At 46.4% G+C, this 12,334-nt stretch carries 11 protein-coding genes; 7 read left to right on the top strand and 4 right to left on the bottom strand.

The genetic code is table 11. The features are described 5' to 3' along the window. Positions 1–155: 155 nt before the first annotated feature. The 4 genes from HQN90_RS22335 to HQN90_RS22320 are packed head-to-tail and all read left to right on the top strand — an operon-like array spanning position 156 to position 2,633. Positions 156–725 carry a hypothetical protein gene (locus HQN90_RS22335; protein ID WP_173222747.1) on the top strand — a complete coding sequence of 190 codons (570 nt, stop codon included), beginning with the start codon at positions 156–158 and terminating at the stop codon, positions 723–725. 24 nt (positions 726–749) lie between these two features. After that, positions 750–1,358, top strand: a complete 609-nt coding sequence (locus HQN90_RS22330) for a sigma-70 family RNA polymerase sigma factor (protein ID WP_173222745.1) — start codon at positions 750–752, stop codon at positions 1,356–1,358. Positions 1,359–1,397: 39 nt separating this feature from the next. Next, positions 1,398–2,042, top strand: coding sequence for a pentapeptide repeat-containing protein (locus HQN90_RS22325; protein WP_173222743.1), 645 nt, complete (start codon positions 1,398–1,400; stop codon positions 2,040–2,042). Between the two features lie 27 nt (positions 2,043–2,069). Continuing rightward, positions 2,070–2,633 carry a 5' nucleotidase, NT5C type gene (locus HQN90_RS22320; protein ID WP_173222741.1) on the top strand — a complete coding sequence of 188 codons (564 nt, stop codon included), beginning with the start codon at positions 2,070–2,072 and terminating at the stop codon, positions 2,631–2,633. 25 nt (positions 2,634–2,658) lie between these two features. Here HQN90_RS22320 and HQN90_RS22315 read toward each other — a convergent pair whose 3' ends face one another. Genes HQN90_RS22315 through HQN90_RS22300 form a run of 4 tightly spaced genes read right to left on the bottom strand, consistent with a single transcriptional unit; the run spans position 2,659 to position 7,730 of the window. Beyond that, a complete protein-coding gene (locus tag HQN90_RS22315; protein ID WP_173222739.1) occupies positions 2,659–3,960 on the bottom strand; it encodes an MBL fold metallo-hydrolase in 1,302 nt (433 codons plus the stop codon). Then, a complete protein-coding gene (locus HQN90_RS22310) occupies positions 3,957–5,615 on the bottom strand; it encodes an ABC transporter permease (protein WP_173222737.1) in 1,659 nt (552 codons plus the stop codon). The genes HQN90_RS22315 and HQN90_RS22310 overlap by 4 nt, the downstream gene beginning before the upstream one ends. 24 nt (positions 5,616–5,639) lie before the next feature. Next, positions 5,640–6,737 (bottom strand): ABC transporter substrate-binding protein, encoded by a 1,098-nt coding sequence (locus HQN90_RS22305; RefSeq protein ID WP_079409885.1) that lies wholly within the window; start codon positions 6,735–6,737, stop codon positions 5,640–5,642. Between the two features lie 30 nt (positions 6,738–6,767). Next, on the bottom strand, positions 6,768–7,730 hold the full coding sequence (locus HQN90_RS22300) for an ABC transporter ATP-binding protein (protein WP_173222735.1): 963 nt from the start codon (positions 7,728–7,730) through the stop codon (positions 6,768–6,770). Between the two features lie 168 nt (positions 7,731–7,898). Between HQN90_RS22300 and HQN90_RS22295 the strand changes: the two genes are divergently transcribed. From HQN90_RS22295 to HQN90_RS22285, 3 genes are all read left to right on the top strand, one after another. Next, complete coding sequence (locus tag HQN90_RS22295) at positions 7,899–8,798, top strand: LysR family transcriptional regulator (protein ID WP_173222733.1); 900 nt, start codon at positions 7,899–7,901, stop codon at positions 8,796–8,798. A gap of 105 nt (positions 8,799–8,903) precedes the next feature. After that, a complete protein-coding gene (locus tag HQN90_RS22290) occupies positions 8,904–9,767 on the top strand; it encodes a hypothetical protein (RefSeq protein WP_173222731.1) in 864 nt (287 codons plus the stop codon). A gap of 44 nt (positions 9,768–9,811) precedes the next feature. Continuing rightward, on the top strand, positions 9,812–10,867 hold the full coding sequence (locus tag HQN90_RS22285) for a hypothetical protein (protein ID WP_173222729.1): 1,056 nt from the start codon (positions 9,812–9,814) through the stop codon (positions 10,865–10,867). Positions 10,868–12,334 lie beyond the last annotated feature (1,467 nt).

Raw genomic sequence — 12,334 nt, 5'->3', positions numbered from 1 at the left:
TCGTTCTCATTGTCTTAGCTAGTGCTGAAAAAGCAGAAGCTGTGTCCAAATTTATTGATAAATAGACATTTTTGAAACCTGAAAAGGTTTCTTTTTTTTCATTCGATTTGGTAGAATGGAAGGTAGAGTCTGCATTTGTTCGGGAGGGGTGTACGTTGCTCGATTTTACATTTGAAATTATCGATGAATATACAATTAACACCAAAATTTTATACGCCAATGAATGGTTTACTTTCAACATATATGAGAAGGATCAAGTTTGGACGCTTCATCCCTTCGATGGCATGCTCATACGGAATAAAGATATGTGCCAACTTGTTGTGAATGAACTGCTCAAAAATAAATATTTTCATGTCATGTGTGCCAAAGAAAATATTCTCTTGTCCGAAATTAGAACGACAGTGGATCTGGGGAATCGCGCAAATCCAGCGCTTCCTGAGCCAAGGCCTAGAGAGGAAAGACCCATAGACGATGAGCCGGAGGATGTTCAATCCTTCATGGATAATCACAGCCTGGATGAAATCATGGAAATCGAGAAAGAGATTGTTCACACGCGAATGTCTGTGTATAAGCAGATGCTAGAGATTATGTTTATGCAAGGAGCAAGTCCGTCAGATAAGGAATTTGTGCAAATACAATCCGTTTTTACGATGTGGAAAGAAGCGTACGAGAAGATAACCGGGCTCAGCGATTCAGATTTTTCCGGCGGGAAGAAAAGATGGTAGTTTTCATGAAAAAGGAGTTATATCATGCTGCAATTAAACGATAGTCAACTTGCCACCATGTGGAGTCAAGGGGATTCTAAAGCGTTCAATCGTCTTCTGGAATTGTATAAGGACAAAATATATCGATTAGCATTTCGAATGCTGCGTAACAAATCGGATTCGGAGGACGTTGTGCAAGAAACATTTCTGCGGGCGTATCAACACTCCCATCGGTTTGACACGACGAAAAACTTCTCCAGCTGGATTTTTAGCATTGGCAAGAATGTGACTATTGATTTTTTGCGCAAAAAAAAGTCGGAGCTGTCGATGGACTCCAATCCGAATCCTTATCAGGATGCACTCCCTTTTTATGAGAAGCTGACCAGTCCTGAGAAAACGCCCGAGCTTCAACTGATCGAGTCAGAGACTGCGGCCCAAGTTGAGCGTATGCTTCAAGATCTGCCGGATAAATATAAAACGTTAATCATCTATAAATACTATTTGGATATGTCTCTGGAGGATATCAGCAAAGAGGTCAATTTGCCGGTTTCGACGATCAAAACCAGATTATTCCGCGGGCGGAATTTCATCAAAAGAAAATGGGGATCCTTATTCTTCATGGTTCAAAGTCTGACCTCGGTCATTATTTTCTAATAGCAACAACCCTACATTTTGATTGATAGAGGAGTACGTATGAGCCTTCCCAAAATTGATGCACCCAAGATGCCAAAGGAATTGTCGGAGATCACGCTGCCGAGCGAGGAAATGGAATCCGAGGAAAATTACCATACAGGAATTATCAGTGACTGTACGATTGACAATCAATCGGGCTATAAAGTCACTTTTGATAAAATCATTTTTCGAAATGTCATCTTTACGAGGATTTCGATGAAAGAAATTGAACTGACCGATGTCATTTTTGACCGATGTGATTTATCCAACGTTGATTTTGGAGAAGCTACTATACATCGGACCGAATTCCGTAATTGCAAAATTATTGGCATGGATCTCACGGGAGCTACGATCCGCAATGTTTTATTTCAATCTTGTTTAGGCGATTATGTTACATTTCGGATGGCGAATTTCAAACAAATTAATTTCCAGGATTGTTCGTTGTTAAGTTCCGATTTTTATGAGTCAACGCTGCTGAAGGTGCATTTTGAAGCTTGTCAGCTGGACCGGGCACAATTTACCGGATCGAAGCTTTCTGGCATTGATATCAGCAGCTGTGAGTTCACAAGCCTAGGCGTAAGTATAGATGACTTGCGCGGCTGTATTATTTCGCGGGGACAAGCTTCTGTTTTTGCAAGTCTGTTTGGACTTGTGCTTAAGGAATAAAGGGTTCAACGAAATGAGGATATTACCGTGAAATTTGGTTTTGATATTGATGATACGCTCATCAATTTAAGAGAGCATGCTTTTCATATTTATAACGATAAATTGCAGCAGCATGTAGGACTAGACGTATTTCAGGCGTTGCCTTCGATGGAAATCCACAGTGCATTCGGGTTGACGAAGGAGGAGGGCGGAAAGCTATGGTCCAGCCTCCGCGATGATATTTATTACTCCAAGTGCGCTGTGTTCCCGCACGCTCGCGAGGTGCTTCAAGAGCTGGTCAAACAAGGCCATGAGGTATATTACATTACGGCCAGAGCCCCAGAGCATACGGATCGGACAAGGCAATGGCTCATAGATAACGATTTTCCTGTAGCGGAAGGCCATTTCTTCTGTGGTATGAGTGATTCGGAGAAGGTCCATATTATTGACGAGCTGAAATTAGATTATTATTTCGATGATAAACCAGCCGTGCTGGAAACCTTGTCACATCTGCCAGTTAACGTTTATGTCAAAGACCGATCCTATAATCAGCATTTGCAGCTGCCCAGGATTACTTCTTGGGATGAGCTCCTGGAAATGTTGAAAAAGTAAACAGGGTAGGACGAATTGTCCTACCCTACAGATTAATCGTATCACCCGGTTGCAAGGAAAGTAAATCGTGAAGACCTTCAGACTCAAGCTGCCCAAGCAGGATATCCGTATCTCGTTTGGGCGCATGAACCAGCAGTTTAAACTTGCTGTTCATGGCTTGAGTCATTTTGCGTACATCCGGTTGTCCTTGGTGTATTTTGTAGCGAATTACCGACATCCGACAACCGCGCTCTTCTTCGCGAAGTGCCAGCAGCCGCTGTGCCGTCGTCCCTTTGGCGACATGTCCGGTAATCAGGATGCCGCTGGCAGCGTGACTTTGCAGCTGCTCATAATACCACTGCGCCTTAACGGACTGCATCATACCATCTGTCGTAAACCAGATGGCTGCTCTGTTGTTGGCGATGTCTTGCTCCAGGAGCCGTGCGCGCTGTTCATCGCTGCGCACCACTTCAAAGCTGCTGACGTGCAAAGCATCAGCGAGAACGCTTTCCATGCCTGGCTTGAGCCAGCTGGCATGCTGCAGTAAGAGCTCCATTGCGTGGACGAGCTCCTGCTCGACGCGAATGGGCGTTTCGGGGAACTGCTGCCGCATGAGCAGCAGCAGCTCTTGCCCTCTGCCGGAGACGGGCACCGGCAGAAGCAGCTGGCCGCCTGCTGACAGGATGTCATCGGCAGCAGCATAAAGCTGCTCCAGCTTGTCAGCTTGCTGCGCCGTATCTGTGCTGTAAGCAGCATCGACAATAGCGCCGTCCAAATTAGCAAGCCTGCGCAGTTCATCCTCCGGTACATCCGTTCCAAGCAGGAACGATTCTTCACTATAATCTCCTGAATAGAATAAGCGCTTTCCATCCAATTCAAGCAGCAGCCAGACGGATCCAAGCATATGTCCGCTTCGCCCCCAGCAAATCCGCAGGGAAGGTGACAGCTCACACCATTGCAGCGGTGGAACTTCGTCTTCGAGGTAGGCATAGGTAACAGCGGCAAGGTCTTCTTCACCATAAGGCAGCTGTCCGCCCTGCTGTTTAACATAGTTCCCCCAAGCGGTGTAGTAACCGGGAAGCTGTTCGGCTGTTATTCTCGTGGTCCACACTTTGCCGGTGTACCCCATTTTATATAACCAAGGGATGGCGATCGAATGATCCTCATGGGCATGTGAAAGAAAAACAGCGTCCAAACGAGCAATACGGGAGGGATCCAGAAGGGGATATTCCCCACAACCTTCCCGCTTGACGCCGCAATCCAGCAAAATACTCGTGTGATCATTACCTAGCCAATAGCAGGAGCGGCCGTGTTCACCGGCACCGCCCCATACATGTAATTGCATCATTGCGCATTCCACTTTCTGTTCGAATTCATGTTGTTTACGATAAGCAGCAGGGTCGTTGTCAGTGCGACCGACACGACGGCCATCGCCATACCGAGGGAGAGCTGACCTTGCTCGAATTGAGCGAAGATGTAGGTGGCCGAGGTCTGCATGGAAGGCGGCAGCACCATCAGCGAAGCGACTAGCTCTCTAAGCGAGATGGTGAAGGTCATCATCCAGCCGGCCAGCATACCCGGCAGCAGCAGTGGCAAGACAATACGTCGGAACACGTACCAGGGCTTCCCGCCGAAGACTTGCCCGGCTTGCCGCAAGGATTCGTCCAGCTGCCCGTTGCGGGCCTTGACGTATTGTACGGTGTACGGCAGGAAGAACACCACGTAAGTGAGGACGACCATGCCGTATGTGTTGTAGATATGGATCGGCATCCACGGCGCGTTCCATACCATAATGAGTCCGACGACTAGGACCATATCAGGCACGGTGTTCGGCAGCAGGCTGAACATATCGGTGATGCGCTGCGGGAGCCGCTTGGCGCGGCCGATGCTCAAGGCGAACCAGGTGCCAAGCGCGACAGCTAAACATGCGGCGAGCAGGGCGAGCCCCATGCTGTTCATCAGCGCCTTCATGCTCGGTGAGCCCCATGTTAGAAGCTCGCCGTAATGGTGGAGCGTTAGGTTGGTCCAAGCTAAACCATTGCCCCGGAGCTTCATCAGTGAAGCCGAAATGATGGAGAAATAGGGAATGCCGATGGCGGCAGCAAGCAGCAGAACGACATACAGCCAAGCCAGTGCTTGCTGCCAGCCGCGGTAGCCGACAATTTTCTCGCGGGAACCTTTGCCGCCTACTAGGTTATAGGAATGGCGGCGCACAACGACAGACTGTACGTACCATAGTACGAGACAGGCTAGAAGCAGCAGCGAAGCTAATGAAGTCGCTTTCCCAAAATCTACGGGCCAACTAGAGATAGACGCTTGAATCTCGGTCGTTAGTACGAAGTAGCCGATCCGTCTACCGAAGGTGGCCGGCGTACCGAATTCGGCCAAGGTTTTCACGAAGATTAGCAAGGCACCCATCACATAGCTTGAGAAGACTAGCGGCAGCATGACACGACGCAACGTATACATGAAACTTGCTCCATGAACGGCGGCAGCCTCTTCTTTATTCCCTCCGATTTGGATAATCGCATTGCGCAGAATTAAATAAAGAAATGGAAATAAATGAAGGCTCATGATCGTAATCATGCCGAACAAGCTGAAAAAATGGCTGCTGATCCATTGTGTACCGGGAAATAGCTGTTCAAGATAGCCGCGAGGCTGCATGAACAAAATCCATCCCATAGAGCCAATGTAGGGCGGCGTCATGAATGGAATGAGCAGCACAATGTCGAGCCAGCGATGTTTGCGAAGCGGTGTTTTAGCCATAAGCCAAGCCAAAGGCAGGGCAAAAAGGGTAGATCCTGCTACGACCCCTATGCCTAGCGTCAAGGAGTGACTGAACACACCTGTCAAATCTTTTTCCAAAACGGTTCGAATAGGAGCCAGTAAATCCAGCTTCCCATTGATCCAAATACTTTTAAAAGAAACCCATAATAGAGGAAGGACGACCAGCACAGCCAAAAGCAGCAGTGCCAAGAACGTCCCCGTACGTTTGATTCTCATCTAGCAGTCATCCCCGTCCGGCGCTTACTTTTTGAACAATTGGGTGAACTTCTGTGTAACTGCGGCCTGGTTGTCATTCATCCAGTTCCAGTCCACTTGAATTGTAGGAATGTCCTTCGCGCTCATTCTTCCTTGTATCTGGATATCGCTGCGACCGGAAAGCAAGTAAGCATCTGTGACCATCTTTTGAGCTTCGTCAGAGAGCAGATATTCAATAAAGGCTTTTGCACTGTCGACATTTTTACTTGTTTTCATAATCATGGCAGGTCTTGGGGAAATAACGGTCCCGCTCGCCGGATAGATCAAATCAATTGGCTCGCCTTTTGCTTTGGAAGCATAAGTCATATAATCCACGCTAGCCATAACGATGCTTTTAGCACCAGAAATGACAGGGTCCATAGCTTCTTGGTTGGCTCCGGCAATAATAGCTCCATTGGCTTTTACTTTGCCGAATAAATCCCATGCGGAATCTCCGTTTTTATTCGTATAACCTGTCATGAAATCAAGAGCAGAGCCGGATTGAGCTGGATCGGGAATATTTACTTTGTCTTTCCACTCAGGTTTCGTCAGATCACTCCACTCCTTTGGAGGAGTCGTAACGGTTTTTGTATTGTAGGCAATCCCAAGCGCGGACAGGCTGTAGCTAAAATAGTTGCCATCCTTATCGGAATAAGCTGGGATAAGCTTGTCTGCATTTTTCGCTTCTTTATAAGGAAGGGTTAGTCCGCTTTTCGTCATTCCGATAGCTGAAGGAAGGGAGGCCAAGACGACAACGTCAACAACCGGATTTGTTTTTTCTGCTTCCATACGAGCTAAAATTTTACCAGTCGTTCCTTGGAACATTTCGATTTCGACACCAGTTTTGGCTGTGAAGCCTTTTTGAATTTTTGTTGCCAAATCTGCTGGACCTGCACTGTATACAACAATTTTACCGCTTAGCTTCTTTGCTTCTGGTGTTGGCGTCGCAGTGGCAGCTGTAGTAGCCGCGGCAGGGGTCGATGCAGTTGGATTGGCATTGGAAGTTGTTTTGGCTGTCCCACAACCGGTCAAGCTAACACCTACTAGAACAGTCATTAGTGCTAAAGAGCTTACATGAAACGATTTCCTCATTTTTGTTTTCATTTTACATACACCCTCTCTGAGTTTATGGATTTACAGCTGATGAATCTGATCTTGCGAAATATAAAGCTTTACCAGATCTCCTATTGCTAGGCGTGATGGATGATAAGCCATCCATACATGACCATCTTCCAACTGTACAGTGACTTCATAGCGCTCACCTATGTAACTGACAGCCTGTACCTCGCCGGAATAAGCAAGATCATTCGCTGTCGACGGCAGCCATCGTACATGTTCGGGACGAACCAGACGCTTGTCCGCTTCCAACCAATTCGTTTTGCCGATAAAGCGGGCGGTAAAAGCGTGTGTAGGTTTCCTGTAAATCACTTCGGGCACATCTTTTTGTAAAATGCGGCCGCTTTTCATGACGACGATCTCATCGGACATCGACATAGCCTCTGTTTGGTCATGCGTGACATAAACAGCTGTGAACCCAATTTGGCGAACCAGCCTCATAAGCTCAACCCGCATTTCTTCTCGGAGGAGAGCATCCAAGGCACTCATGGGCTCATCGAAAAGGACAAGCTGTGGACGGACAACAATCGCTCTGGCCAAAGCCACGCGCTGCTGTTGACCTCCAGAAAGCTGGTGCGGATAGCGTTTTTCCATGCCTTGCAATTGAACCAATTCGATGGCTTCCATCGATCGATTGCGCCAGTTGGTTGTATCTCCCTGAGCTTTAAGTCCAAAAGCCACATTTTCTAGAATGGTTAAGTGCGGCCAAAGGGCAAAGTCTTGAAAGACCATACCGAAATTGCGTTGGTGAACAGGGCGGTTAATCCTGCGTTTTTTCGAGAAAAGGCAAACATCTCCGATATGAATATCTCCCTCATCCGGGGTTTCCAGACCGGCGATAATGCGAAGCAGCGTTGTTTTGCCGCAGCCTGAGGGGCCTAACAAGGTTGTAAATCGACCTTTTGTCACGGTGAGATGAATGTCTTGCAAGGCAGGTGATCCGTCAAAAGTTTTGTTGATACCGCTAAGGTGTAAAGGCATTTTAGGCATCCTTCCGTTCTTAGGAACTCAACTTCAGTTTAGAGCCTTATAATCAGCAGAGTGTCAACGCAAAGTAAATAGATTGTTAAGTTTTTGTTTGTAATCTATTCAAGTGCATAGATTTTTTCTATAATGATCCCAAGCGTAATTTAAAGGAGATTGATCCCGATGAATTGGAATCTGATTAAACTGCAAATTATTGAACTATTGGATAAACACAAACGAATTACAACCGTAGCTGAGCATTTAGGGCTGAAACAGCCAACAGTTTCCTTTCATATGAAAAGCATGGAACAGGATCTTGGCGTTGGCTTATTTTATTCCAAAGCGGGTAAAATTCATTTGACAGAAGCGGGTCAATCGCTCAATCACTATGCCAAGAAAATTAATGCACTTGCTCAAGAAGCGGAAAGAGTTGTTAAAGAATTTGATGAGAGAGGGAGCGGACATCTGAAGATCGGAGCCAGCTATGTACCTGGTACCTACGTGCTTCCCAGCATTCTTAGCGCATTTTCAAAGAAATTTCCGCATATCTCCATTTCATTGACCGTTAGAACCTCTCCGGTTATACAAGAAATGCTGCTGAATCACGAAATCGATATTGGTGTTATGTCCGCAGAACCCTTTCAATGGGCTCCTCTGATTGGCGAAACCTTATGTGAAGACGAGCTTGTTTTCTTTTTTAACCCCCAGCACCGCATGTCCAGATATGAATCACTTCATCCCGAATTTCTAAAAGATGTTCCTTTCATCCTGCATGGTCAAGAATCAAGTACACGCACGATGACCTTGAAATGGGCGAAAAGCATGGGGATCGAGCTTAGACCTATTATGGAAATGGACTCTCTGGAAGCTATTAAACAAGCCGTTTTGACCGGGGACAGCATATCCGTCATTTCGAAAATGGCCATTGCTAAAGAGCTGCAGAGAGAAGAGCTGGTCTACCGCGCCATACCGCAAAATCCTTTTAAGCGGTACATCTATTTCACGTATAACGAGGATCGGATTCGTTCCTCTGTTTTTGATAGCTTCTTTGATTACTTGCGTGATTCAGTTCGTTCGTACTGATCACATTTACAAAAAACACACGCACAGCTGATAATCCAATGACAAATCTACCTTAATCTCAAGTCTGTAGGGAAAACTTTTCCAGAAAACAGAGGAGATGAATTGATGTTAAAGAAAAACGTGTTGAACGTAGTCATGGCCACAGTAGTTGGAACCACATTACTGGCCGGTTTCGGCGGGGCACCCCAGCAAGCAGCAGCAGCCAGTAACATGGTGCCGGATTACGAAGTGAAGCTTCTTCTGAACCCAAGCGTTGTTCTTGGATCCGATTTTAAGCTCACAAGCAGCGTCAAGACAGCATTTGGCATGCCGGACACAGTCACCAAGATGAATGTCCAATTTCTGGATACGAATGCGAAGGACATTTATAACAATGGATGGAGTCCGCGTATTCGCAAAACCGAGGGCGAGAATGATTTCGAACTCAGCTACAAAAAGCGTTATGCCGTGACTGGCAATGACATCAATGGGGCATTGACATTAGCTAATCAAGAGGGCTTCAACTCAGGCGATACTGGATATGAAGCACAAATTGAATGGGGATATCAGAAGAAAACGCTAAGTATTACCCGGAACAAAACGGGCAGCAAGTCCGGCTATAGCGGCATGGATTTACCGAATCAAAGCGATTCCAGGAGTTTGCTGATCAATAATGCGCCGGATAAATTTAATAATTGGGTATCCAGCGGTTGGGGGACAAGCAAGCTTTCTTCCTCGCGTATCTATGGGCCAGTTCTTGCAAAGCGCTCTATCGGCACATGGAGTGGACAGCAAATTTATATCGAAGTATGGCCAATTCTATACGCAGCAGGCACGGGTACAGAATATGTCGTTGAAGCTTCCTTCAAAACAACCAGTCAAACCACGGCATCGACCAAACATGATGAATTAATTACCTATTTACAGAACAAAGGATGGTTTCTCGCACAGGATTCTCTGAAAACACAACTGATTATGGATCGTTATTAATCCAAAAAATTCAAATAATCCAGGTAGACATAGGAGATGAGAGAATGTTACAAGGTTTGAACAAAACATCCAAACTCGTTATAGCAACAACTGCAGCAGCCGTTCTTTTGACAGGTGGGGGGTTCTCGCCGCAACCAGCTTCAGCGGCAAATGGTACGCCCAGCTACGAGGTCAAGCTCAATCTAGCTCCGGCGATCGTAGCAGATGCCAGTCATAATTTGGTAAGCAGCGTTCGCAGCCAATTCTCCACAGGCTCGTCCGCGAAAAGCTACCGTGTTCAGTACATGGATACAGCAGCACGTACAATGGATGGTCAAGGCTGGAGTGATCGTATTCGCAAAAGAAGCGACCAAAGCACACACCAGATTCAGTACAAAAAGAGATACCCTGTTTCAAATGGGGATATCAACGCAGCCCTTACAACCGCAGCTGGCGATGGCTTGAATAGTTCATCTTCCGGCTTTGAATTTCAAGTCGATTGGACCTTTAGCAAACAGACATTAAGTGTTCAATATGAAAAAGATGTAACAGTTTCCGGCTATAGCGGCAATGGATTGAATGCCCCTAATCTGGCTACCTCTCGCACCGTGTCCGTTTCTAATGCACCTAGTAATTTTAAGAACTGGACAAGCGCCGGGTGGGGAACAACGCAGTTGAATAATGCCGTGATTTATGGTCCGGTTGATTTCAAAAGATACAAGGGAACCTATAAAGACTTGGAGCTCGATATCGAGATCTGGACCATTCTAAATGCTGCCAAAACAGGGACCGAAGATATCGTCGAAGCTTCCTTCAAAACAGACAGCCTTAGTGAAGCGACGAGCGTGCGTACCGATTTAATTAACTTACTCCGTTCCAAAGGATGGCTGGTTGAGTCCGACGTCCTCAAAACGAGCTTGATTATGGAGCGTTATGCGCCTGTAGCCACTACACTCGGTACAATTGCTCCATCCGTACCCACAAGTGCGGTGGCAGCTGCATCCTCAAGTACGCAAAGTCAATTAGGTTGGACAGCTTCGCCAGACAATGCTGGAGTTACCGACTATGATGTCTATCGCAATGGCGTAGTAGGCAATCAATTGGCAGCAATAAGCAAGTAACAACTGGTGGCTCCACTTCGGGATGCAAGAAGCCAGGCATCACTCGTGTCTGCATTTTAAACACATCAACAGACCTATTACCCTTTCTGGGAGTAGGTCTGTTTTTTTCGAGGGGCTGACTCTTTCACAGGCTCCTGAAATGAGGAAAACACTACTCTGTCACCTGAAACATAAAAGTAGCGGAACTTTCAATGTATATGTGTAAGCCGATTGCATGGGAAGAGGCAAGCAAATTTTCGGGAGATTAAGGCGGAAGAAATGGGATAAGGACGTCCAGCTCCGATCACTTGTCGAGGGAACAAATACCTGTACTCACTATCCCCAAGGCTCAGTTTCTATTAGCAGATAACCATCAATGCAAAAAAGTGCGAAATGAGAAGAAAGTAAAAAACTAAAGAAGATAGTAGAGGAGAAAGCAGTTGAGGAAGCAGGATAGGAAGAAAGGAGGAAGTCAGGGAATAGGCAGAGGAAATAGCAGGATAAGAAGCAAAGGAGTAAGCCGGGGATGAGGCAGAGGAGAAAGCAGGATAAGAAGCAAAGGAGTAAGCCGGGATGAGGCAGAGGAGAAAGCAGGATAAGAAACAAGGGAGTAAGCCGGGGATGAGGCAGAGGAGAAAGCAGGAGAAGAAGCAAAAGAGGAAGTTGGGGAATAGGTAGTGAAGAAAGCAGGATGGGAATCAAAGGTGGAAGTCTGGGATGAGGCAGAGGAGGAAGCAGGATAGGAAGCAAAGGAGGAAGCAAGCGATAGTCAGAGGAGAAAGCAGGATAAGACGCAAAGGAGGAAGCTAGGATGAGGCAGAGAAGGAAGCAGAATAGGAAGCAAAGGAGGAAGCAGGGGAAAAGGTAGTGGAGAAAGCAGGTAAGAAGCAAAAGAGGAACCCGGGGAACAGGTAGTGGAGAAAGCAGGATGGCAGGATAAGAAGTAAAGGAGGAAGCAGGGGAATAGGTAGAGGAAATAGCAGGATAGGAAGCAAAGGAGGAAGCCTAGGATGAGGCAGAGAAGGAAGCAGGATAGGAAGCAAAGGAGGAAGCAGGGGAATAGGTAGATGAAATAGCAGGATAGGAAGCAAAGGAGGAGGCGGGGGATGAGACAAAGGAGAGAGCCGGATAGGAAGCAAAGGAGGAAGCCGGGGATTAGGCAGAGGAGGAAGCACAAGAAACACAAGAGGATATCGAATAGTTGTAGAAGAGAAAGCAAAGGATGAGGAAGATGAGGAAGGACAAGTTGAGAAGCGGATGAGAAAAAAATGAAGTAAAGGAATATAAAGGGGAAAATAGATAGAATACATAAACAGATAAGAAAAAGAAGAACTTAACATGTAAAATGTAGAAATAATGAAAAACAAAAACAAAAACAAGAACAAGAACAAAAACAAAAAGGATATGAGGAGAAAACAAAAAAACGAACTCGAAGAACCAAGAACAAATACCGCAGACCAGACCACAGCCCAAGACCAAGACCAGGAT

It is taken from the genome of Paenibacillus alba (assembly GCF_013204855.1).
Lineage (GTDB): Bacteria > Bacillota > Bacilli > Paenibacillales > NBRC-103111 > Paenibacillus_E > Paenibacillus_E alba.
This window is presented reverse-complemented; position numbering and strand designations above follow the sequence as displayed.

Excerpts from the sequence above, each read along its gene's own strand:
- HQN90_RS22330 (WP_173222745.1), top strand. The coding sequence starts at position 750 with ATGCTGCAATTAAACGATAGTCAACTTGCCACCATGTGGAGTCAAGGG.
- HQN90_RS22290 (WP_173222731.1), top strand. The coding sequence starts at position 8,904 with ATGTTAAAGAAAAACGTGTTGAACGTAGTCATGGCCACAGTAGTTGGA.
- HQN90_RS22285 (WP_173222729.1), top strand. The coding sequence starts at position 9,812 with ATGTTACAAGGTTTGAACAAAACATCCAAACTCGTTATAGCAACAACT.
- HQN90_RS22295 (WP_173222733.1), top strand. The coding sequence starts at position 7,899 with ATGAATTGGAATCTGATTAAACTGCAAATTATTGAACTATTGGATAAA.
- HQN90_RS22310 (WP_173222737.1), bottom strand. The coding sequence starts at position 5,615 with ATGAGAATCAAACGTACGGGGACGTTCTTGGCACTGCTGCTTTTGGCT.
- HQN90_RS22315 (WP_173222739.1), bottom strand. The coding sequence starts at position 3,960 with ATGATGCAATTACATGTATGGGGCGGTGCCGGTGAACACGGCCGCTCC.
- HQN90_RS22305 (WP_079409885.1), bottom strand. The coding sequence starts at position 6,737 with ATGAAAACAAAAATGAGGAAATCGTTTCATGTAAGCTCTTTAGCACTA.
- HQN90_RS22325 (WP_173222743.1), top strand. The coding sequence starts at position 1,398 with ATGAGCCTTCCCAAAATTGATGCACCCAAGATGCCAAAGGAATTGTCG.
- HQN90_RS22300 (WP_173222735.1), bottom strand. The coding sequence starts at position 7,730 with ATGCCTTTACACCTTAGCGGTATCAACAAAACTTTTGACGGATCACCT.